Below are 20434 nucleotides of genomic sequence, written 5' to 3' on the forward strand. Positions count from 1 at the left end.
ATAACGGCTTGCTACGAGACTTCGTTCTACCTGCGGCCTGTCAAAGCCGGTCGCTGGGTTTGAAGCGACTTGCCGAGACTAGATGGCGGGTAGACGGGTGGCAACAGGCTGTAAGGGGCTAGGAGTATGTTTCGGAAATGGACTACAGAGAAGAGGGAAAATCCGATTCAGAGCACATAAAAAGTGTTCTCTTATCGTCAACTTAGGGCTGGTTGCGCCCCTGGATGCTCCCGGGCTGCACCACTGATCAATCTTCTGCCTCGGGCGCCCGAAAGGCTTTGCTGTAGTAGCCGGACGAGTCGAAACAGCAAACCGCCTTTTTGCCGGTCGCAAGCATCTCGCAGGCATCACCTATTCGCTTTTCACGCGTCTTGAGTTGCTTCGCTGAAGTAATCCAGTGGATCCAGTCCACCCGTGCGAGGGTCGTCGTGTTGTTCCAAACCTTTTGAGCCTCAGGTGTGGCTGCCAGGGCTTTCTCAAAATCTGCTGGGATATCAGGCTCGGGCTCCTTCTTCACCGGGACTAGTTCGAGGGTAACGATATCGCCAACGGCCACACCCGCCGCATCGAGTAGATCGCTACTGACTCTCAGCCAATGGCTCAACTGGCCATCGGGCTCCAGGATTGCCCGAAAAGGATGCCCATTGATCGTGCCGTCAACGGACGTCCTTCCCCGCCTCGGAAGCCGTTCACTCGCATCCCTTGGAAGAACTGCAAACGCCCACGACCTGTCATCACCGGGCTTTAGCGGACGAAGAAGCTTGGCTTCGAATCGGGACCTCGCATCGTCTGTTGTCATTGCAAGTTCTCCCACCGAGCGCCTAGTTAACCATCACCTCGTCCAGTGCCTGCTCAAGGGTGCTGACCGTACGCTCGATATTGTGCAGCTTTTCCAGCCCGAACAGGCCGATGCGGAAGGTCTGGAAGTCGGCCGGCTCGTCGCATTGCAACGGCACGCCGGCGGCAATCTGCAGGCCGTGGCTGGCAAACTTCTTACCACTCTTGATATCGGCATCATCGGTGTAGCTCACCACCACACCAGGGGCCTGAAAGCCTGCCGCAGCCACGCTCTTGATCCCTTTGCGGGTCATCATTGCGCGCACCCGATCACCCAGGGCCTGTTGTTCGTCGCAGACCTTGTCGAAACCGTAGGCTTGCGTCTCTTTCATCACTTCGTTGAACCGCGCGAGGGCATCGCTGGGCATGGTCGCATGGTAGGCGTAGCCGCCCTGCTCATAGGCCTGCATGATCTGAAGCCACTTCTTCAAGTCGCAGGCGAAGCTGGTGCTTTGCGTCGATTCGATACGCTCGAGGGCCAACGCGCTGAGCATCACCAGGGCGCAGCAAGGTGAGGCGCTCCAGCCTTTCTGCGGCGCGCTGATCAGCAGGTCGACCGCGCATTTGTGCATATCAACCCAGATCGCGCCGGAGGCGATGCAGTCCAGCACAAACAGGCCACCCACCGCATGCACGGCGTCGCCCACGGCCCGCAGGTATTCATCGGGCAGGATGATCCCTGATGACGTTTCAACGTGGGGGGCGAAGACAATCTGCGGCTTCTGCGATGCAATGGCCGTCAACACTTCGTCCAGAGGGGCCGGGGCATAGGCAGCCTGGCGCCCCGCTTCAACCGGCCGGGCTTTCAGCACCGTTGTGGCCGCCGGAATGTTGCCCATCTCAAGGATCTGGCTCCAGCGATAACTGAACCAGCCGTTGCGTATCACCAGGCATTGCTGGCCGGTGGCAAACTGCCGTGCCACCGCTTCCATGCCGAATGTGCCACTGCCCGGAACCACCGCAACCGCCTGGGCGTTGTAGACCTGTTTCAGGGTGGTTGAAATGTTCTTCATCACCCCTTGGAACGACTGGGACATGTGGTTGAGCGAGCGGTCCGTGTAGACTACCGAATACTCGACCAGCCCTTCGGGATCGATACCGGGATAGATCTTCGACATGGTGCGGTTCCTTTGGCAGAGAGGTCCATGGCATCGACCCTGCCCTAAGCTATTGCAAATGACAAGATGCATCAGGCACACCGCAGCCCCCTGCCTGACTCAAATCAGGGAAACGCCCACTGGTTGAAGTCCCAACAGCTTCCCCTGCATGAACATCAGAGATGTCCACTTCCTTGCCCCGCACGCAAAACTCCTTGTCCCACCCACCACTTTTTCCCATCCCCGCCTCCACCCAAAATCCGCCCCTGACATCAACCCCCGTTCAGGAGCCCAAGAATTGCACTACTTCAAACCCCTGCTAATCACCCTAGCCCTGGCCACCACCGCCCAATCCACCCTGGCCGCCACCTGGCAATCCTCCCCCTACGGCCCAAACGACGAAATCGGTGCCGCCAACCTCCTCACCCCAGAGGTGGTCAAGCAAGCCATCACCCTGGTCAAAACCGGCAAGACCTACCCCCTCGCCGTCCCCGTGAGCAAGGACCTGCCCGCCTTCCGCCACCGCAGCTTCCACCTCTACAACATCCAGCCCGGCGAACAGGCCGGCCAGACCCTGGGCAAGAACAAGTTCAGCTTCAACGATGAACTGGTCAACGGCTGGACCGGCGTCGGCACCCAGCTCAACGGCATCGGCCATATTGGCATCGACAACGTCTACTACAACGGCAACAAGGCCGCCGACTTCGTCACCGTCGAAGGCGTGACCAAGCTCGGCGTGGAGAAAGTGCCGCCGATGGTCACCCGTGGCGTGGTGCTGGACATGACCGCCTACTATGGCAAGGCCATCGTGCCGGGCGGTACGTCGTTCACCGTCAACGACATCAAGGCGGTGCTCAAGCGACAAGGCATCACCCTGCGCAAGGGTGACGTGGTGCTGTTCAATACCGGCTGGCTGGAGCTGATCGGCAAGGACAATGCGCAGTTCCTCGCCACCGAGCCAGGCATCGACCTGCCGGCGGCCGAGTGGCTGGCCGACCAGGGCATCGTTGCCTTCGGCGGTGACACCTGGGCCTCGGAGGTCTACCCGAACCCTACCGGCGAGGAGTTCCCGGTCAACCAGTTCATGCTGGCCAAGCGTGGCATCTACAACCTGGAGCTGATCGACACCCGCGCCCTAGTACGCGACAAGGCCTTCGAGTTCCTGTTCGTGCTGGGCCAGCCGCTGTACAAGGGCTCGACCCAGGTCAACATCAACCCGGTGGCGATCCACTGATCATCAGGCCTTGAGTACCCTGCCCGCTGCTTGCAGCGGGCATTTGCGTTGATGGAGGCTAGCCAACGCAGGGCTGCGCTAGTAAAACTCAGGGCTGTCCCCTGGAGGTCTCATGCAGGATCTACGTCAGTTGCGCTACTTCGTCGCCGTCGCCGAATGCGAAAACGTCGGCCGCGCGGCGGAGCAGCTTCATATCTCTCAATCCCCTTTGAGCCGGCAGATCGCCCAGCTCGAGGACCACCTCGGCCTGGCCTTGTTCGAGCGGCGCAACCAGCGCCTGTTCCTGACTGCCGACGGCCGCACCTTCCTGTCCGAGGCCCGTGGCCTGCTCAAGCATGCCGAGCGCCTGGAGTCGCTGGGCAAGCGCCTGGGCCGTGGCGAGGAAGGCGGGCTGTGCATCGGCTACGTCAACCATGCCATCCATGCCGGCGTGCTGCCCGGCGCGGTGCGGGCCATACGCAGCGAACGGCCGAACATTCACATCGCCCTGTACAACATGACCCCGAGCGAGCAGTTCGAAGGGCTGCGCCAGCGCAGCCTGGATATCGCCCTGGTCTGCGAGCCGCCGCCCGACAATGACCCCGACCTGCGGGCGCATCCGGTGCTGGACGACCCAATGCTACTGGCCATCCCCGCCGAACACCCGCTGGCAGGCAAGACCGACCTCTGTCCTGCCGACCTGCATGAGCAGGAATGGATCATCACCGGCGGGCAGCCCGACCAACTCAACAAGCGCGACGATTTCATCGCCCGCTGCGCCGATGCGGGCTTCACCCCGCGCCTGTCGCTGGAGGCCACCGACCCGCTGAGCGTGCTCGGCCTGGTGTCCGCCGGGCTCGGCCTGGCCATGGTGCAGGGCAGCCTGAGCGCCAGCGCCGGCCCCACGGTGGTGCTGCGCAAGCTAGAGTGGTTCAGCCCCTGCGTGCAATTGTGGGCGGCCTGGCACCAGGTCGACCTGCGGCCAATCGTGGGGGTATTCCGCGAGCGCGTGCTGGCCCTGGCCGATCAGACTTCATAGGTCTTAATTCAGTCGAATCTAGTCTTTTACAGTCTGATCGCGCGTCACTAGCATGGCTCCCATCGATGCAACTCATCCACAGGAGCCATTCCATGAACATCGACCTCGGCGGGCGTACCGCCATCATCAGCGGCTCGACCGGCGGTATCGGTCTGGCCATCGCTCGCGGCCTGGCCCGCGCCCATGCCGACGTGGTCATCGCCGGCCGCAGCCAGAAGTCGCTCGACGCCGCCCTGGCCGAACTGCGCGCCCAGGGTGGCCGTGGCCAGGTGCACGGGGTGATCGCCGACCTGGGCACGGCCGAAGGCGCCCAGGCGCTGATCGCCGCTCACCCCCGCGTCGACATCCTGGTCAACAACCTGGGCATCTACGATGACGTTGATTTCTTCGACGTCGACGACAGCGAGTGGAACCGCTTCTACGACACCAACGTGCTGTCCGGCGTGCGCCTGGCGCGCCACTATGCACCGGGCATGGTCGAGAAAGGCTGGGGGCGGATCCTGTTCATTTCCTCGGAATCCGGCATCGCCATCCCAGCGGACATGATCAACTACGGCGTGACCAAGGCGGCCAACCTCGCCGTTTCCCATGGCCTGGCCAAGCGCCTGGCCGGCACCGGCGTCACCGTCAACGCGGTACTGCCCGGCCCGACCCTGACCGATGGCGTCGCCAACCTGGTGGCCGATGCGGCCAAGGCCTCCGGGCGCAGCATTCGCGAAGAGGCCGACCACTTCGTGCGCAGCGCCCGCCCGAGCTCGATCATCCAGCGCGCCGCCGACGTCGACGAAGTCGCCCACCTGGTGGTGTACCTCGCCTCCCCTTATTCCTCCGCCACCACCGGCGCGGCCCTGCGGGTCGACGGCGGTGTGGTCGACAGCCTCGCAATCTGAATTCAATTCTGGAGATTTTCCCATGGCCAATGCCCAAGCAACCCTGAACACCCCACACAGCCCCGAGCACGTCTGGGCCCTGATCGGCGGCTTCGACAGCCTGCCCGACTGGCTGCCGTTCATCCCTGAAAGCCTGTCCAGCGAAGGCGGCCGCGTGCGCTCGCTGAAAGACCCGGACGGCAACAGCATCGTCGAACGCCTGATGGCTTTCGATGAGCAGCAACGCAGCTACAGCTACTCGATCCTGACCAGCCCGTTCCCGGTGACCGGCTACCTGTCGACCCTGCGGGTCAAGGCCGACGGCCAGGGCAGCCGGGTGGAGTGGTTCGGCGAGTTCACCCCGGTAGGCGTCAGCGACGAAGAAGCCACTGCCTTGTTCACCGGCATCTATGAAGGTGGCCTGCAGGCCCTGGCCAAGAGCCTGGGTTGATGTAACCCCCAAGATGCACAGCAGGGCCGCCTTCGAGCGGCCCTTTTGCATTGCTGATTCCAGCTCAATACACCTTTGCCCGATCCCTGCTGTATCCCTGCCCCGCGCCTCGCTATCCTGCCCCATTTCTGCCCCTACGAGAACCGCTCATGTCCATCACTCATCGCGCCTGGGGTTGGACCCCGGGCGCAGGCCTGGACGGCCTGCAACTCATCGACAAATCCCTGCCTGAAGTCGGCCCCGGCCAAGTGCTGGTGGCCAACCGCGCCATCGCCCTGAACCCGGTGGACTGGAAGATCTGCGAATGGGGCCATGCCGACTGGCACCCGGGCACCGTGCCCGGCGTCGATGGCGCGGGTACCGTGGTCGCGGTCGGTGCCGGGGTCGAGCTGGCGCTGGGTTCACGCGTCGCCTATCACCAGTCGCTGTCCCGCGATGGCAGCTTCGCCGAGCACTGCCTGCTCGATGCGAACCTGGTCATGCACATTCCAGCCAACCTCGATATCGCGGCGGCGGCCGCCATCCCCTGCCCCGCGCTGACGGCCTGGCAGGCCCTGGCCAAGGTCGCCGACGGCGCGTCGCGCGATGTGCTGGTGGTCGGCGCGGGCGGCGCGGTGGGCTTCTACCTTGTCCAGCTGGCGCTGCAGCGTGGCCTGCGCGTGTGGGCCACGGCGGGCCGGCAGCACCATGAGCGCCTCAGGCAACTGGGCGTGGTCGGGGTGTTCGACTACCGTGCTGGCGACTGGCAGGCCGATGTGCAAGCGGCCCTCGGCGAGCGTCCGCTGCATGCGCTGTTCGACACGGTCAGCGGCAGCCATGCCGCGAGCCTGGCCCATCTGCTGGGCTACAACGGCCACCTGGTGTGCATTCAGGATCGCCTGGAAAACGCCCCGCTGCCGGCCTTCAGCACGGCGATCTCGCTGCACGAGGTAGCGCTCAACAGTGTCCATGCCCATGGCCGACTGCTCGATCGGCAAGCGTTGAAGGTCGAAGGGGAGCGTTTGCTGCGGATGGTCGCCGATGGCCGGCTGCTGGCGCCGCAGCGCCTGGACTTTCGCTTCGAGGCGCTGCCGCAGGCATTGCGCCAACTCAAGGACGGCAGCGCGTCGGGCAAGTGGGTGACGCGCTTGGCGTGATCCGGTTGCACAAATGAAAACGCCGCGCTAAGCGCGGCGTTGATTCAAGCAGGGCTGCACTGCAGCCCTGTCCTGTTCAAGCTCAGGCTGCCGGAACAGGCGCCAGTGCGTTGATCAGGCCTTGTTGACGCAATTCGTTCCAGAACGCTGCCGGAATGACCGCGCCCAGGGCTGCATGGTCTTCGTTGGCGTGCGCCACACGGGTGGAACCCGGGATCGCCGCGACCACCGCCGGGTGGGCCAAGGCGAACTGCAGGGCGGCCGCCTTGACGTCGACACCGTGGGCACGGGCCACTGCGCGGATGCGTTCAAGCTTGGCCAACACCGAAGGGGTCGCCTTCTGGTACTCGAAGTGCTCGCCACCGGCGGTCACCCCAGAGCTGTAGGGGCCACCCACGACGATACCAACACCCTGCTCCGCCGCCTGCGGCATGACACGCTGCAGTGCGCGGTCGTGATCGAGCAGCGAGTAGCGCCCGGCGAGCAGGAAGCCATCAGGTTGCGGCTCGTCCAGGTCGAGGGTCAGCTCGATCGGCTCGACCCGGTTCACCCCCAGGCCCCAGGCCTTGATCACGCCCTCTTCACGCAGGCGGGTGAGCACGCGGAAGGCGCCCTTGCGCGCGGTCTCGAAGCGCTCCAGCCACTCGTCACCGTAAAAGTCCTGGGCGATGTCATGGATCCAGACGATGTCCAGACGGTCAGTCTTCAGCCGGCGCAGGCTGTCTTCGATGGAGCGCAGGGTCGCATCGGCGCTGTAGTCGTTGACGATGCGGTTGCGGTTGCCGTGTTCGAAAAGGCCGCTCTTCTCGCCCAGCTCGCGGCTGGTGGGGTCTTCCAGTTCGTCGAGGATGATCCGGCCGACCTTGCTGCTGAGCACGTATTCGTCACGAGGCCGACCGGCCAGGGCGTTGCCCAGGCGCGATTCGGACAGTCCGGCACCGTAGAACGGCGCGGTATCGAAGTAGCGCACACCGTTGTCCCAGGCGGCATCGACGGTGGCCTGGACCTCGGCCTCCGGTACGTTGCGGAACATGTTGCCCAGTGGCGCGGTGCCGAAGCCGAGCGGATTGGCGATAAGGGATTTGAGGCTCATGGGTGTACTTCCTGATAAGGGGAGTTGCTGTGTGAACTCCAGTGGCGGCAATCCTATGCCGCCCCTATCAAGACCGTCCAAGTCATAATTCGACAGACTTGAGACCTTTCATGCATAGCTGCCGACCGAGCCTACGGTGCCATCTCGACAACTGCGCAGCGTCCCTTTGTCTGTACCTTCAATCAAGCCTTACTCGTCACCACCTCATACCTCACTCGATGCGCCTCAGTTGGTAGCGGCACCTCCCACTTGAACAGCATCCGCCGTATATCGTCATTGCGCAGCGACGTGTCGCGTCGCTGGTTACGCCGCATGATCTCCTCCTCCGGCCGCTCCAGGTAGACGATCTCCACCTGCGCACCATAGCCATACAGCAAGTCCAAGGTACGGCTGCGCATCTGTGCCGACAGGTGCGTCGAGTTCCACACGAAGGGCCTGCGCTCGCGCAACAGTGCCTTGGCCCGGTCGATGGCGTAGTGGGCGGCGGCGCCTTCGTTTTGGCCGTGGCGCAGGCCCAGGGCCTGGCGCGCGTCATCGAACGACACCACCGGCAGGTCCGGGTGGTGTCGGGCGGTCCAGGTGTCCTTGCCGCTGGCCGGAAGACCCGAGAGCATCAGCACCTGGGAACCCTCGGGTTCATGCAACGCATAGTCCGGATGCACGCGGGCGCCACGCAGGTACTGAATGCGTGTGTACTCGTCGGCAAACGCCCGTGGGCCGTACAAACACCCCTCCTCTGCCGCCAGCTCGCGCCACAGTTCGATGGCGGTCAGCACATCGGCCTTGCCGGCATAGTGGCGGCCCTGCATGTCGGCCTCGGCCACCGCGCAGAGCATCCACACCGGCAGTTCCCACGACAGCTTGTGCAGCAGGAACTCCGCGCTGCGTCCGCTGCGGTCGCCCTGCAGGGCAAAGAACGGCAGTTGATGCACGGTGATGATCCGGCAGATCTGTTCGCGCAGCGCGAACGGCACGCCGGCGCGCCATAACAACAGACGCGCATCCACCGCGCCTCGGCGCGAGTGGCCGGGTTGGCCGATGCGCCCGGTCTGCGGGTCGATCACCGTGGTGTCGGGCTTGGCGATGTCATGCAGCAAGGCAGCGAAGAACAGCACGAAGCGCTGCTCGGCGCTGGCGTCGCGGTAGGCGCGCTGCGCCAGCAGCGCCTCGACCACCAGGCGGGTATGGACCCACACATCGCCTTCGGCGTGATAGGTCGGATCCTGCGGGGTGTCGGCCAGGCGTGTCAGGGCCGGGATGGCCGCGAGGCAAGCGGCGCTGTCCATGTCGTGCCCGGGGGCGGGCACCAGTTGTTGCAGTTGTCGAATATCCATTTCAGGAAGCTCCTTCAGTCACCGCGGCGTGCGCCGTGCCAGTCCAGGGACAGGCGCGGTGCGTAGAGATCGACGCCGGCGGCCAGTTGATTGGGTATGTACGGTTGGTTGGCATGGTGCTGGTCGGCGTCGAGGATGGCCTGGACGAAGTCCTGGCGCACCCACTTGAGCCGGCCCAAGGTCTGGCGCTCGTCTTCGAGCTTCAGGTACAGCCCCTCCATGCGGCTCGAGCGATCACACTGGCGCCAGGCGCGGGCCAGGTCGAGGCCTTCGCGGCGCACCACCTGCTCGAACACTTCGCGCCATTGCGCGGTCTTGGCCAGCGAGTCGCCGAGCAACGCCATCAGCTCGGCGTAGCGGCGTGGTGCCGGGCCTTCGTACAGCACCGGTACCGACAGCACCGGTCCGTCGGCAAGCAGGCGGCGGCGCGCCGCGGTGGACAGGAACAGCCCCGTGGCGCGGTCCCACACGTCGAACTCGCAGAAAAAATGCGGCAGGTGGTCGTAGAACACCGAGTGCTTCTTGTGCAGCCACTCGCCATACAGCACGAAGCGGTCTTCAAGACGCTCCAGCAACCAGTGCTCGTGGGCCACGGCCCATTGCTTGAACAGGTTGAACTGGCGCTCGCGGCCACCGCCGGTGAGGTAGTGGCCACGCGATTGCAGGCGGAGCTCGCCACCGTTGGTAAAGCTGATGCCGGCGTTGGCGCCGTCGAGTTTCTCTTCCACCACCAGCCATTGGCCGGCCAACGAGCCATAGGCCACCTGGCCGGCATCGCTGTCGCCGTCCTGCAGGCGCGAGCCTTGCAGATGGGGTGTGCGGGGGTATTTGAGCAGTTCGAGGGAATGTGCGTCGGCACGAAAATCCATGTTCATGGGTTTCTCCTTGGAAATAGGGAAAAACCGACGACAGGATCAGGCAGGTACGAGGATGAAGCGCCGCCGCGCGCAAGCACGGGCAGCCATCAGGCACGATGGACCGTCGTCGGTATCAGGCGTGTTTGATGGCGCAGGGCACTGGCTTCACCACTTGGCAAAAGGTTGCGGGGATTCGAGGGCGCGCATTCAACAGCAGGTGCCGTCAGCAAGTCAAGCCCTCAATGAAAGCAATGTGATAGCATCTGCGTGCCCCTGGAGGGGCAATCTTTTGAAATCCCGCAAGGAACATGCTTCGTGAAAGACTTCGTCATCAGCGTCAACAACATCGTCCTCTACATCTCCCTGGCCGTTATCTGGCTCTTCGCGCTCATCACCCTGTTCACCGGCGGATTCCTGCCAGCCCTGGGTGTATTCGTGGTCGGCAGCCTCGGCTGGTGCATCGTTTCCGGCTTCTGGTTCGTCCAGTCCGCCACCTACGATGAGCTGCGCAAGCTCAACGCCAGCAAAGACTGACGCGTCCGGGCGGCGCGGCATCGGGTCTTGCGACCGCCCTACCCTTGCTGCTGTGTCCTGCGCGGTGGCGCCGAGCGGCGACAGCGCTGCGAACAATACTTCACCTCCTCCCAGCACCGCGCCCAACGCTTGCGCCAGCTGAACGGCCGGCCGCATGCCGCGCAGATCTTGATCTTGCTCCGTTCGGCAGCCCTGTACATGTTCATGGTCCTCCTCGGAGGCTGCCGGTCGGGCCGAGCAGTTGCTGCCGCAACCGGGTATCTCGAGCCCTTGGGTCCAACCAGATGGCAAAGAACGCGCGGGCAAAGACCGGGTCGGCAATGTCACGGGTGAGTCGCTCATCGACATAGAAGCGGCACCCCTGCTTCGGCAGATACAACCCCCGTGATGCGCATGCCAGGGCGGACATCCACGAATGCTTCCTGCAGTACCTTGGCCCAGGTTTCGAGCTGTTGCGTCGTCATGCGGCCGGCGCCGAGGCGGCGCATCTCTTCAAGGCTGGCTTGCACCAGCGTGTCCCGGGACAATGAGCGGTGGTAGGTCAGTTCCAGGGCAAAAGGCTGGTTCCAGTCATGGCGCGGACCCTCGGTCCACAAGCGTGCGCTGTACAGCCGCAGGCCGAACCAGGTGAAGTCGCCACCGCCCAGTTGCTGGGCCGCCGGCAGCGCTGCACGCCAGTCCGCAATGGCTACTGGCATCAACGTCAGCAGCAGGCAGAGACAGGCCAAGCGCGCAAGGAATGCCATCACGAATCTGCATGGAGAGAAAATCTATACAAGACTAGGATCTTGTATAGATAAAATCAAATCATGCATCGGTCAGCAGGTGCATCACTGCGCGATGCCGGCGGCCCGTTGTGCCTCACGGGTGAGGCGCAACGGTAGTGGATACCGGGTCAAGGAAGATCAGTTGCAGCGGCTCGGCCAACAGTTGGTCGGCCTGCTCGGCAAAGCGCTGGAAGTGAGCGGTGGCCAGGTGCGTGTCCAGGGCCTGCTGGTGGTCGAACGCCTCGCGCATGTAGAACGTCCCAGGCTCATCGCTACGCTCGAACAGCATGTAGTCGCGGTTGCCGGGTTCCGCCCGGGTCGGCTCGATCAAGGCCAGCAAGGCGGCTTTCAACGACGCTGCCAGGCCTGGCTTGGCCTTGAGGATGGCAAGGGAAACGAGGGGATGCTCTTGTTGGTTCACATCAATCTCCTGGTCAGTTGCAAGGGGCCGGATCGACCGGCCCGCCGTTGTCTCTCGGATGGGCTCAGAAGCCTTCCAGAACGATCTTGCCGCGCGACTTGCCACTCTCGACCAGCGCATGGGCACGGCGCATGTTGGTGGCATTGATGGCACCGAAATGCTCGCCCAGGGTGGTGCGCAGGATGCCCTGGTCGATCAACCCGGCCACCCGCTCGAGCAGTTCGTGCTGGCGGACCATGTCGTCGGTCTGGTACAGCGAGCGGGTGAACATCAGCTCCCAGTGCAGCGACAGCGACTTGCGCTTGAGCGGCATGACATCCAGGGTCTGCGGGTCGTCGATCACCCCCAGGCGACCTTGTGGCCGCAGCACCTCGACCAGTTGCGCGAAGTGCTGCTCGGTATGGGTGAGGCTGGCGACATGGCTGACCGACTCGATCCCCAGGGCCTGGAGTTGCCCGTGCAGCGGCGCGCTGTGGTCGATGACATGATGGGCGCCCAGTTCGCGCACCCAGTCGGCAGTCTCGCCGCGAGAGGCGGTGCCGATGACCGTCAGGCGGGTCAGTTGCCGGGCCAGTTGCACCAGCATCGAGCCGACACCGCCGGCGGCGCCGACGATCAGCAAGGCATCGCCCTCCCCGCCGCCTTCGACCAAGCCTAAGCGGTCGAACAGCAGTTCCCAGGCGGTGATGGCCGTCAGCGGCAGCGCTGCCGCCTGCGCCGCACCCAGGCTGCGCGGTTGGTGCCCGACGATACGTTCGTCGACCAGGTGATATTCGCTGTAGCTGCCGGGCCTGGCGATGGAGCCGGCGTAGTACACCTGGTCGCCTGGCTTGAACAGGGTCACCTGGGGGCCGACTTCACGGACGATACCGGCCGCGTCCCAGCCGAGTATTTTCGGCTCACGCGTGAAAGTGCCGGCGCGCACCTTGGTGTCGACGGGGTTGACCGACACGGCCTTGACCTCCACCAGGATGTCCCTTGGCCCTGGATTCGGCCTGGGCATAAAGATGTCCTGAAGGGACGTAGGGTCTTCGATGGGCAGGCCGTTCTGGGTGTAACCGATCGCTTTCATAGGCACTCGCTGCTGGATATGGTTTGATTCGTGAACCCAGTCTGGCGCGCCCGGTCGTTGGGAAAAACGGGCTGAGCCCGTGAACACTTTCATTACAGGAGTGAAAATGATCCGCCTCGACGACCTCGGCATCTTCGTTCGCAGCGCCGCGTTGGGCAGCTTTACCGCAGCCGCCCACGAAGCCGACCTGCTGCCCGGCCAGGCAGCCGAGGCGGTCAAGCGCCTGGAGCGTGAGCTGGACGTGCGGCTGTTTGCCCGTACCACGCGCAGCCTGCGCCTGACGGCCGAGGGTGAGCAGTACCTGCCCTCGGCCCTGGCCGCCCTGGAAGCCCTCAGGCAAGGACGGGACAACCTGCAGCAGGAAAGCGCCCGCTTGAGCGGGATCCTGCAGGTGGCCGCGCCGTCCGACCTGGGGCGCAACGTGCTGTTGCCCTGGCTCACGGCGTTTCGCCGCGAGCACCCGCAGTTGAACCTGCGCCTGTTTCTCTCCGACCAGATCGCCGACCTGTTCCGCGACCCGGTGGATATCGCCATCCGCTACGGCCTGAATGCCGACGCCAACTACATCGCCCTGCCACTGGCACCGTGGAACCGCAAGGTGCTGGTGGCCTCGCCCGAGTACCTGGCGCGGCAAGGCACGCTGCGCACTCCCGAGGCGCTGCGCGAGCACCAGTGCCTGCTGTACATGCAGCAGGGCCGGGTCTACGACAAGTGGCAACTGGGGACACAGACCGTGCAGGTGCGTGGCGCCCTGTTCTGCGACGATGCCGATATCGCCCGGCGCTGGGCCGTGGCGGGCGAAGGGATCACCTACAAGTCCTGGCTGGATGTAAGTGACGACGTATTGGCGGGACGGCTCGTCGTGCTGTTGCAGGATCACCCAGGGCCGAGCATGCCGCTGAGCCTGGTGTGCCCGCACCGCAAGCAATTGTCGCCTGCGGTGAAACAGCTGCAAGCCTGGCTGTCGAGCCGCTTCGCCGCGCTCGAACGCTACTGATCAGGCTGCCGGCAGCACGCGCTGGATCGCCGATACCACCTGCCGTGTCGCCGCTTCCAGGGTGTCTTCATTGCGGCACAAGAACCAGCCTTGATCGGCAACGGCTTGCTCGAATGCTTGCGTGCAGGCCACGTGTTCATCCAGTTCATGCATCACGGTACTGCTCAACCCACGCGAGCGCGCCGCTGCCCTCGCCCAGGAAATTTCAGGCTCGGTGACCACGCCCACATGCAGGTCCGGCACCCGCACGTCGCATTCGATGTTCAACCGTAGAATCTCGGCAAACGGTACCAGCCGGCGAAACGCGGCATCGGACGGATACCAGCGGTCGATCAGGATGATGCTGTCCTTGGGCTGCCTGGCCAGCACATGCCGGGAAATCCAGGCCCGGCTATGCGCAAGGCGCTCACAGACCTTCATCTCCAGATCCCGGCAGGGATTTCTGACAAACTGGTTGACCAGGGCCATGGTTTCGCCCCGGTAGGGATCGCTCTTCTTCTCGCTGATGCGGATCACCTTCCTGTTGTCCGCCCTCAGCGCTTGGGTGACGGATTCCAGCAGCGTGGTCTTGCCGGTGCCCTTGGGCCCGTCGAGGGAAATGAACAGCGAATGATTCATGCGTCACACAACGTTTGGGTTTCCTTCATCGACAGGCATTGGCTTACATCAGGCAGTAGAACTCGCTGACCTCTGCGACGATCTCCCGGGCGGCATTGTACAGCCTTGCCTCAGGTGTGAGAGCCATGGAGCGGGCTTCGAGCAAATAGCGCTGGCCGGCCTGGAAATGGGCGTAGTCGAGGGTCAGGTAGCATTGGCGGACGGTGGTGCCACCCATCATGCTCAGCCCGCCTCCGCCGCTCGTTTCGTAGTCGAACCTGACCACCAGCTCATGGCTGCCGGGAGTGACCTGGAAGAAGCGACCTTCTTCCAGGCGCTGCTTGTCGAGGCGTTCGGCCAGCAGGACGCGGTCGTTGGGGAATGGCAGCGAGAGGTCGACCCAGGCCATCTGTGGGTTGGCGGCTGGCATTGGGGCCTGGCAACCCGGGATGGCGATGATCAGCAACAACAGCATCAGCCGGCGCATGACAAAGACTCCTCTGGGGCCTGTATCAAGGATAGCGCCGTGGCCTTTGCAACGGAGGGGTTTGTCAGGCTTCGGGCACCCGTGCCAGGGATTCGGCCTGGGCGGTGCTCTGCGCAGCCGGCGGGGTCAGGCGCAGAACCCGGTCGCGACCACCCTCGGCGAGCAGATAGCCGCCCTTGCCGTCCGGGACGATGGCCTGGGGCGCCTTCAGGTAGTTGAGCACCGTGTGACGAGTACCATCGCCGTCGATGCGCAGCAGGCGCGCACGGTGGGTCGAGTCCTCACTGATCCACAAGCCACGCTGGTCGCAAAGCAGGAACGTCGGATTGCGCAGGCCCTCGACCACCACCGGGTCGGCACCCTCGGCGTTGAACGCGCGGATCTTGCCGGTGGCCTTCTCGGTGTACAGCAGGCGCCCGTCGGTGCAGCGGGTCAGGCCTTCGGTTTCGGTCAGGCCCGCACGCAGCACATCGAGCTCGCCGCTGCGCCAGTCGTAGCGCATCAACCGGCCATCGCCCTTGCGGTCCTCGATGGCGTAAAGATGCTTGCCATCGTTGTACAGGCCCTGCACGTTGTTGCCTTCGAACAGCTGGCTGACCTGGCCGTTGCGCGACACGCTGACCGGCGCCCCGCCCACCTCCTGACTGAACGCCCAGCCACCGTCGACGGCGACCATGCCGTCGGGCTTGGACAGGCCCTCGAGCACCACCATCCGGTCGCCTTCGGCGGTGATGCGCATGATGCTGCCCTTGCCGCCGTTGAGTTCGCGGCTGACCAGCAGGCTGCCGTCAGCCTGGGGCAGCAGCGAGGCAGCCCGTGTCACCGAGTTGTGCAGCACTTGCACGCCCCAGCCTTCGGCAGCCTGCACCGGGTAGAAGGACTGCCAGGCGAAGAAACCCAGGGTACAGGCCAGCAGGCCCCCGGTACCGGCCAGAGCGAGGCGGACAGCACGTTTGCGCAGGACAGGCATCATCGATTCAGCTCCGTGGAAGTGCTGGCGATGCTAGCAAGGTGATGTGAAAAAAATGTCATTGCCATAAAGCCTGGGAAACTTCCTACACCCACGCCATGAGAATACTGTCATCACATTCAGCAACTGGATACCGGGTATTCCAACATTTAATTTGTAGATAGCGCAGCCACGCCCCTATGCTGGCGGTGCATCCCCTGCACGCACCGGCCGGTGTGGTCCAAGGCATGGGGAGAGAACAACAAGTCGAGACCGTTCATGTCGAAACCTTCCTACTTCGCCCCCCACGGTGGGCACCCGGCTCAGACCGAGCTGCTGACTGACCGTGCCATGTTCACCGAAGCCTATGCCGTCATCCCCAAGGGCGTGATGCGTGACATCGTCACCAGCCACCTGCCGTTCTGGGACAAGATGCGCATGTGGGTCATCGCCCGTCCGCTGACCGGTTTCGCCGAGACCTTCTCCCAGTACATCGTCGAAGTCGCCCCCGAAGGCGGCAGCGAGCGTCCTGAGCTGGACCCGAACGCCGAAGCGGTGCTGTTCGTGGTCGAGGGCGAGATCGACATCACCGTCGAAGGCAAGCACCACACCCTGGTTCCCGGCGGCTACGCGTTCCTGGCCCCGGGCGCTGATTGGAGCCTGCGCAACAACAGCAAGGCCAACGTCACCTTCCACTGGCTGCGCAAGCACTACCAGAAGGTCGAAGGCCTACCGGTTCCGGAGTCGTTCGTCACCCACCGCGACAATGCCACCGTCATCGAGATGCCGGGCACCGAAGGCCGTTGGGTCACCACCCGCTTCGTCGACATGGCCGACATGCGCCACGACATGCACGTGAACATCGTGACCTTCCAGCCGGGCGGCGTGATTCCGTTCGCCGAGACCCACGTCATGGAACACGGCCTGTACGTGCTGGAAGGCAAGGCGGTGTACCGCCTGAACCAGGACTGGGTCGAGGTCGAGGCCGGCGACTTCATGTGGCTGCGCGCCTTCTGCCCACAGGCCTGCTACTCCGGCGGCCCGGGCCCGTTCAGCTACCTGCTGTACAAGGACGTCAACCGCCACGTGCACCTGACGCTCAATCCGCAGCGTTGATGAGCATGCAGGAGCGGGCACGCCCGCTCCTGCAGGTCTTGATCCATACTGATCGGACCTTCCCCCTTCGGCATCCCCGCCATGACCCTCCTGCGCCCTCTGTTCGTCCTGCTGCTCCTGCTGCCGGGCACCTTGCCGTGGGCGGACGATTGGCAACTCGCCCACCAGGAAGACGGCATCGATGTCTACCTGAGCAGCGTCGACGGTTCGCCCTACCAGCAGTTCCGCGGTATTACCCGGATCAAGGCCAGCCTGCGCACCCTCACCGACCTGCAGGAGAACCTGCGGGTCGCCTGTAAATGGCTGTACGCCTGCGCCGACATGCGCCTGCTGGAGGTGGACGGCGACACCACCTGGGTCTACCTCAGCACCGCCCTGCCCTGGCCAGCCAAGCCCCGCGACATGGTGCTCAAGGTACGCACCGAACGCCTCGACGACGACACCCTGGTCCGCCACCTGAGCGCCGAGCCCGGGCGGGTGCCGGCAACACCCGGGCTGATCCGCGTGCGCCGGCTCAGCGGCGAGTGGATCATGCGCCCGCTAGGCGAGCGCGAGACCGAGGTGACCTACCAGCTACGCGCCGACCCGGCCGGCGATGTGCCGGGCTGGCTGGCCAACCGCTTCGTCGTCGATGCGCCGATGGTTACCCTGAAGACCTTGCGGGCGGTGGCCGAGCGTCAACCGTAATTGCTAGCGACTGCGCAGCAGCAGGGACGCCAGCGCGCAACCGAGCAACGCCACACACGACAGGTAGAACGCATCCGAATAGGCCATCAGGTAGGCCTGCTCGCGCACGCTCCGGTCGATCAGCGCCAGGGTCTGCATCACCTGCGGTGACTGCGGATCGACCATGCCGCCGGGCAAGCGCTGCTGCAGCGCGCCGTCGAACAGCGTCAGCCCTTCACCTACCCGCACTGAATGAAAGCGCTCGCGCTGCGACACCAGTTGCGTCAGCAACGCCGTGCCCAGCGCCCCGCCGAGGTTGCGCAGCATCGAGATCAGCGCCGAGGCCGAGCCGGCCTGGGCCTTGTCCAGGCCCTTCACTGCCAGCACCGACAGCGCCACCATGATCAACGGCTGGCCGATGCCGCGCACCACGGTCGAGGGGATGATCACGTTGCTGCCCGAGTCCACCGTCAGCGTCGACCCAAGCCAGCAACCCAGGGCCATGATGGCGAAGCCGCTGGCCACCAGCAGCTTGGCGTTGAGCCAGCGCATCAGCCGTGGCAGCAATGGCGCCAGCAACAACTGGACCATGCCGTAGGCGATCAGGCTCTTGCCGATCTCGCTGGCGCTGTAGCCCTGCACCAGCGACAGGTAGTTGGGCACCAGGAACACCAGGCCGAAGGTCGCCGCGCCGAACACCGCCATGGCCAGGCTCGACACGCCGAAGTTGTAGCTGCCCAGCAGGCGCAGGTTGATGAACGGCCGCGTGCCCCACAGCTGGCGCTGGATGAACAGCGCCAGGGCGATCACCGCGACGAGGCTGAAGCCGACGATGAAACGCGATTCGAACCAATCCTTGCGCCCGCCCTCCTCGAGCACCACCTGCAACGCTCCCAGCCCCAGCGCCATGGCGACGATACCCAGCCAGTCAGCCTGACGCAGGGCACTGCGGTCACCAGCCTGCCCCTTGATCGACCAGGCCACCGCCGCCAGCAGGGCCACGCCCGGCGGCAACTGCAGCAGGAAGATCCAGCGCCAGGAGTACATGTCGGTGAGCCAGCCGCCGATCGACGGTCCGGCGGCCTGGGCCACACTGTTGGACAGGCTGAACAATGCCATGCCCAGCGCCAGGCGGCTGGCCGGCAGTTCAGTGATGATCAACTGCATCGACAACGGGATCAGCACCGCGCCGGAGGCGCCCTGGATCACCCGCAGGCTGATCATCGCCTCCAGGCTGCCGGCCATCGCGCAGCTCACCGAGCTGACCAGGAACACCGCCGAGCCCACCAGCATCACCCGACGCAGGGAGAACACCTGCACCAGCCAGGCGGTCAGCGGGATCATGCTGATCTCGGCCACCAGGTAGGCGGTGGAGATCCACGAGCCCTCCTCGAAGCTGGCCCCCAGCGCGCCCTCGATCTCGGGCAGGGCGGCGCTGGTGACATGCACGTTCATGCCGGCCATGAAGCAGCCGAACAGGCCGCCGATCACCGCCACCCAGGCGCGCAGCGAGACTTTGTCCTCAGCGCTCATGGCGGGCCTGCCGGGTGTCGACGGTGGCGATCACCGACATGCCGGGCAGCAGCCGTGGGCTGTCGTCGCCCTCCGGGTCGAGGTGGATGCGTACCGGGAAACGCTGGACGATCTTGGTGAAGTTGCCGGTGGCGTTGTCCGGCGGCAGCAGCGCGAACACCGCGCCGGAGCCTGGGGAGACGCTGTCCACCGTGCCGCGCCAGTGCTGGCCGAAGGTGTCGACCTCAAGGGTCACCGGCTGGCCGGGGCGCATCTGCGCCAGCTGGGTTTCCTTGAAGTTGGCCACCACGTACGCTTGCGCCACTGGCACCACCGCCAGCAGCGGCAGGCCGGGGGTGACGTACTGCTGCTGGCGCACCTTGCGCTGGCCGACCACGCCATCGAACGGCGCGCGGATCTCGGTGTCGGCCAGGGCGCTGCGGGCCAGGTCGGCCTCGGCGCGGGCCTGGTCGAGGTCAGCCTGGCGCTGCAGCAGCTCGGCTTCCAGTTGCTTGCCCTGCTGCTCCAGCATCGCCTTGCGCGCATGCTGGCGGGCCAGTTCGGCGTCGGCGGCGCGCTGCATGGCCTGGGCCTGGATGCGGGTGGCGCGGGCCTGCTCCATGCGCTGCACGCTGGCCGCCTGCCACTGCGCCAGGTGCTGGTAGCGCTGCCAGTCGGCCTCGGCCCGCTGCGCCTCGCCGCGGCTGCCGCCGCGCTCGGCGTCGGCGCGGGCGATGGCGTGGGCCTGCTCGTCCTGTTCGGCGGCGAAGGCGCGCAGGCGCATGCGCTGCACCTGCAGCGCCGCCTCGCTCACCGCCAGTTGCGCCTCGGCCTTGCGCAGGCGGTCGCGAAAGTCCCGTTCGTCGAGGCGCACCAGCAGGTCGCCGGCCTTGACCGTGGCGTTGTCCGCCACCGCCACCTCGGCCACGTAGCCACTGACCCGGGCACTGATCGGTGCCCAGTCGGCGCGCACGTAGGCGTCGTCGGTCTGCTCCAGGAAACGGCCGTCGAGCCACCAGTAGCCGCCATAGGCCGCCACCAGCAGCCCGAGCCCCCCGGCCAGGCCGAAACGCAGCAGACGCTGGCGACGCCGGGCGCGGGTTTGCTCGAGGGTGTGCTGGGGATCTGGGCTGACCGCCTGGTTCATGCTGGGCTCCATCCGGTGGGGGGGAGCGCCAGGGTACGGAATCTGAGATTGTCGTTCGCTCGCGAATCGGCAAGCAATCGTCGCGAAATGGACAGCAGATCAACGAGTAGAGGACCTGTAGGAGCGGCCTTGTGTCGCGAAAGGGCCGCAAAGCGGCCCCGGCGATCTTTGCGTAAATGCTGACATCCTGGGGCCGTTGCACGGCCCTTTCGCGGCACAAGGCCGCTCCTACAGGGGGGCGTC

Annotated in this window: 22 protein-coding genes and 1 pseudogene; 9 read left to right on the top strand and 14 right to left on the bottom strand. The window is 64.9% G+C overall.

Going from position 1 to position 20434, the window contains the following annotated elements:
* Positions 1–247: 247 nt before the first annotated feature.
* Positions 248–799 carry a YdeI/OmpD-associated family protein gene (locus tag HU735_RS10035; RefSeq protein ID WP_186713353.1) on the bottom strand — a complete coding sequence of 184 codons (552 nt, stop codon included), beginning with the start codon at positions 797–799 and terminating at the stop codon, positions 248–250.
* 22 nt (positions 800–821) lie between these two features.
* Positions 822–1955 (bottom strand): aminotransferase class V-fold PLP-dependent enzyme, encoded by a 1134-nt coding sequence (locus tag HU735_RS10040; RefSeq protein ID WP_186713430.1) that lies wholly within the window; start codon positions 1953–1955, stop codon positions 822–824.
* 277 nt (positions 1956–2232) lie between these two features.
* On the opposite strand from HU735_RS10040, the gene HU735_RS10045 reads away from it, so the two are divergent.
* The 5 genes from HU735_RS10045 to HU735_RS10065 all read left to right on the top strand — a co-directional run bounded on the left by HU735_RS10045 (position 2233) and on the right by HU735_RS10065 (position 6642).
* Positions 2233–3168 carry a cyclase family protein gene (locus HU735_RS10045; RefSeq protein ID WP_186713354.1) on the top strand — a complete coding sequence of 312 codons (936 nt, stop codon included), beginning with the start codon at positions 2233–2235 and terminating at the stop codon, positions 3166–3168.
* Positions 3169–3280: 112 nt separating this feature from the next.
* Positions 3281–4186, top strand: coding sequence for a LysR substrate-binding domain-containing protein (locus HU735_RS10050; protein ID WP_050705564.1), 906 nt, complete (start codon positions 3281–3283; stop codon positions 4184–4186).
* Positions 4187–4278: 92 nt separating this feature from the next.
* Complete coding sequence (locus tag HU735_RS10055; RefSeq protein ID WP_186713355.1) at positions 4279–5076, top strand: SDR family oxidoreductase; 798 nt, start codon at positions 4279–4281, stop codon at positions 5074–5076.
* 22 nt (positions 5077–5098) lie between these two features.
* On the top strand, positions 5099–5506 hold the full coding sequence (locus HU735_RS10060; RefSeq protein WP_186713356.1) for an SRPBCC family protein: 408 nt from the start codon (positions 5099–5101) through the stop codon (positions 5504–5506).
* 149 nt (positions 5507–5655) lie between these two features.
* Positions 5656–6642 (top strand): zinc-binding dehydrogenase, encoded by a 987-nt coding sequence (locus HU735_RS10065; protein ID WP_186713357.1) that lies wholly within the window; start codon positions 5656–5658, stop codon positions 6640–6642.
* An 82-nt stretch (positions 6643–6724) separates the two neighbouring features.
* On the opposite strand, the gene HU735_RS10070 is transcribed toward HU735_RS10065, so the two are convergent.
* The 3 genes from HU735_RS10070 to HU735_RS10080 form a co-directional block, all read right to left on the bottom strand.
* Positions 6725–7735 (bottom strand): aldo/keto reductase, encoded by a 1011-nt coding sequence (locus tag HU735_RS10070; protein WP_186713358.1) that lies wholly within the window; start codon positions 7733–7735, stop codon positions 6725–6727.
* A 182-nt stretch (positions 7736–7917) separates the two neighbouring features.
* Positions 7918–9069 carry an AAA family ATPase gene (locus HU735_RS10075; RefSeq protein WP_186713359.1) on the bottom strand — a complete coding sequence of 384 codons (1152 nt, stop codon included), beginning with the start codon at positions 9067–9069 and terminating at the stop codon, positions 7918–7920.
* A gap of 14 nt (positions 9070–9083) precedes the next feature.
* On the bottom strand, positions 9084–9944 hold the full coding sequence (locus HU735_RS10080; RefSeq protein WP_186713360.1) for an RNA ligase family protein: 861 nt from the start codon (positions 9942–9944) through the stop codon (positions 9084–9086).
* Between the two features lie 297 nt (positions 9945–10241).
* Here HU735_RS10080 and HU735_RS10085 point away from each other — a divergent pair, with 297 nt between their 5' ends.
* The gene (locus HU735_RS10085) at positions 10242–10460 is read left to right on the top strand and encodes a hypothetical protein (protein ID WP_186713361.1); all 219 of its coding nucleotides are present in this window, start codon (positions 10242–10244) and stop codon (positions 10458–10460) included.
* A 38-nt stretch (positions 10461–10498) separates the two neighbouring features.
* On the opposite strand, the gene HU735_RS10090 is transcribed toward HU735_RS10085, so the two are convergent.
* The 4 genes and pseudogenes from HU735_RS10090 to HU735_RS10105 form a co-directional block, all read right to left on the bottom strand.
* Positions 10499–10660, bottom strand: coding sequence for a DUF2256 domain-containing protein (locus tag HU735_RS10090; RefSeq protein ID WP_202888863.1), 162 nt, complete (start codon positions 10658–10660; stop codon positions 10499–10501).
* Between the two features lie 2 nt (positions 10661–10662).
* Positions 10663–11206: pseudogene (locus HU735_RS10095) on the bottom strand (chalcone isomerase family protein).
* A 115-nt stretch (positions 11207–11321) separates the two neighbouring features.
* Positions 11322–11648 carry a putative quinol monooxygenase gene (locus HU735_RS27060; RefSeq protein WP_346655356.1) on the bottom strand — a complete coding sequence of 109 codons (327 nt, stop codon included), beginning with the start codon at positions 11646–11648 and terminating at the stop codon, positions 11322–11324.
* A gap of 64 nt (positions 11649–11712) precedes the next feature.
* The gene (locus HU735_RS10105) at positions 11713–12720 is read right to left on the bottom strand and encodes a zinc-binding alcohol dehydrogenase family protein (protein ID WP_186713364.1); all 1008 of its coding nucleotides are present in this window, start codon (positions 12718–12720) and stop codon (positions 11713–11715) included.
* A 106-nt stretch (positions 12721–12826) separates the two neighbouring features.
* Between HU735_RS10105 and HU735_RS10110 the strand changes: the two genes are divergently transcribed.
* Complete coding sequence (locus HU735_RS10110) at positions 12827–13717, top strand: LysR family transcriptional regulator (RefSeq protein ID WP_186713365.1); 891 nt, start codon at positions 12827–12829, stop codon at positions 13715–13717.
* On the opposite strand, the gene HU735_RS10115 is transcribed toward HU735_RS10110, so the two are convergent.
* The 3 genes from HU735_RS10115 to HU735_RS10125 all read right to left on the bottom strand — a co-directional run bounded on the left by HU735_RS10115 (position 13718) and on the right by HU735_RS10125 (position 15774).
* The gene (locus tag HU735_RS10115) at positions 13718–14335 is read right to left on the bottom strand and encodes a dTMP kinase (protein WP_186713366.1); all 618 of its coding nucleotides are present in this window, start codon (positions 14333–14335) and stop codon (positions 13718–13720) included.
* A 43-nt stretch (positions 14336–14378) separates the two neighbouring features.
* Positions 14379–14801, bottom strand: coding sequence for a hypothetical protein (locus HU735_RS10120; RefSeq protein ID WP_186713367.1), 423 nt, complete (start codon positions 14799–14801; stop codon positions 14379–14381).
* 64 nt (positions 14802–14865) lie between these two features.
* Positions 14866–15774 (bottom strand): hypothetical protein, encoded by a 909-nt coding sequence (locus HU735_RS10125; protein WP_186713368.1) that lies wholly within the window; start codon positions 15772–15774, stop codon positions 14866–14868.
* 255 nt (positions 15775–16029) lie between these two features.
* Between HU735_RS10125 and HU735_RS10130 the strand changes: the two genes are divergently transcribed.
* Both HU735_RS10130 and HU735_RS10135 read left to right on the top strand, forming a co-directional pair.
* Positions 16030–16866, top strand: coding sequence for a bifunctional allantoicase/(S)-ureidoglycine aminohydrolase (locus HU735_RS10130; RefSeq protein WP_028692239.1), 837 nt, complete (start codon positions 16030–16032; stop codon positions 16864–16866).
* A gap of 81 nt (positions 16867–16947) precedes the next feature.
* Entirely contained in the window at positions 16948–17553 is a 606-nt protein-coding gene (locus HU735_RS10135) for an START domain-containing protein (protein ID WP_186713369.1), read from the top strand.
* A gap of 3 nt (positions 17554–17556) precedes the next feature.
* Here HU735_RS10135 and HU735_RS10140 read toward each other — a convergent pair whose 3' ends face one another.
* Both HU735_RS10140 and HU735_RS10145 read right to left on the bottom strand, forming a co-directional pair.
* Positions 17557–19065 carry an MDR family MFS transporter gene (locus HU735_RS10140; protein WP_186713370.1) on the bottom strand — a complete coding sequence of 503 codons (1509 nt, stop codon included), beginning with the start codon at positions 19063–19065 and terminating at the stop codon, positions 17557–17559.
* Positions 19055–20191, bottom strand: a complete 1137-nt coding sequence (locus HU735_RS10145; protein WP_186713371.1) for an HlyD family secretion protein — start codon at positions 20189–20191, stop codon at positions 19055–19057. The genes HU735_RS10140 and HU735_RS10145 overlap by 11 nt, the downstream gene beginning before the upstream one ends.
* Positions 20192–20434: the final 243 nt, after the last annotated feature.

The sequence above is a fragment of the Pseudomonas sp. BW16M2 genome, from assembly GCF_014268865.1.
Taxonomy (GTDB): domain Bacteria; phylum Pseudomonadota; class Gammaproteobacteria; order Pseudomonadales; family Pseudomonadaceae; genus Aquipseudomonas; species Aquipseudomonas peradeniyensis.

Bases quoted from the DNA above. Each gene is read 5' to 3' on its own strand.
- HU735_RS10035 (WP_186713353.1), bottom strand. From the start codon at position 799: ATGACAACAGACGATGCGAGGTCCCGATTCGAAGCCAAGCTTCTTCGT.
- HU735_RS10040 (WP_186713430.1), bottom strand. From the start codon at position 1,955: ATGTCGAAGATCTATCCCGGTATCGATCCCGAAGGGCTGGTCGAGTAT.
- HU735_RS10050 (WP_050705564.1), top strand. From the start codon at position 3,281: ATGCAGGATCTACGTCAGTTGCGCTACTTCGTCGCCGTCGCCGAATGC.
- HU735_RS10055 (WP_186713355.1), top strand. From the start codon at position 4,279: ATGAACATCGACCTCGGCGGGCGTACCGCCATCATCAGCGGCTCGACC.
- HU735_RS10060 (WP_186713356.1), top strand. From the start codon at position 5,099: ATGGCCAATGCCCAAGCAACCCTGAACACCCCACACAGCCCCGAGCAC.
- HU735_RS10065 (WP_186713357.1), top strand. From the start codon at position 5,656: ATGTCCATCACTCATCGCGCCTGGGGTTGGACCCCGGGCGCAGGCCTG.
- HU735_RS10070 (WP_186713358.1), bottom strand. From the start codon at position 7,735: ATGAGCCTCAAATCCCTTATCGCCAATCCGCTCGGCTTCGGCACCGCG.
- HU735_RS10075 (WP_186713359.1), bottom strand. From the start codon at position 9,069: ATGGATATTCGACAACTGCAACAACTGGTGCCCGCCCCCGGGCACGAC.
- HU735_RS10080 (WP_186713360.1), bottom strand. From the start codon at position 9,944: ATGAACATGGATTTTCGTGCCGACGCACATTCCCTCGAACTGCTCAAA.
- HU735_RS10090 (WP_202888863.1), bottom strand. From the start codon at position 10,660: ATGTACAGGGCTGCCGAACGGAGCAAGATCAAGATCTGCGCGGCATGC.
- HU735_RS10105 (WP_186713364.1), bottom strand. From the start codon at position 12,720: ATGAAAGCGATCGGTTACACCCAGAACGGCCTGCCCATCGAAGACCCT.
- HU735_RS10110 (WP_186713365.1), top strand. From the start codon at position 12,827: ATGATCCGCCTCGACGACCTCGGCATCTTCGTTCGCAGCGCCGCGTTG.
- HU735_RS10115 (WP_186713366.1), bottom strand. From the start codon at position 14,335: ATGAATCATTCGCTGTTCATTTCCCTCGACGGGCCCAAGGGCACCGGC.
- HU735_RS10120 (WP_186713367.1), bottom strand. From the start codon at position 14,801: ATGCGCCGGCTGATGCTGTTGTTGCTGATCATCGCCATCCCGGGTTGC.
- HU735_RS10125 (WP_186713368.1), bottom strand. From the start codon at position 15,774: ATGATGCCTGTCCTGCGCAAACGTGCTGTCCGCCTCGCTCTGGCCGGT.
- HU735_RS10130 (WP_028692239.1), top strand. From the start codon at position 16,030: ATGTCGAAACCTTCCTACTTCGCCCCCCACGGTGGGCACCCGGCTCAG.
- HU735_RS10135 (WP_186713369.1), top strand. From the start codon at position 16,948: ATGACCCTCCTGCGCCCTCTGTTCGTCCTGCTGCTCCTGCTGCCGGGC.
- HU735_RS10140 (WP_186713370.1), bottom strand. From the start codon at position 19,065: ATGAGCGCTGAGGACAAAGTCTCGCTGCGCGCCTGGGTGGCGGTGATC.
- HU735_RS10145 (WP_186713371.1), bottom strand. From the start codon at position 20,191: ATGAACCAGGCGGTCAGCCCAGATCCCCAGCACACCCTCGAGCAAACC.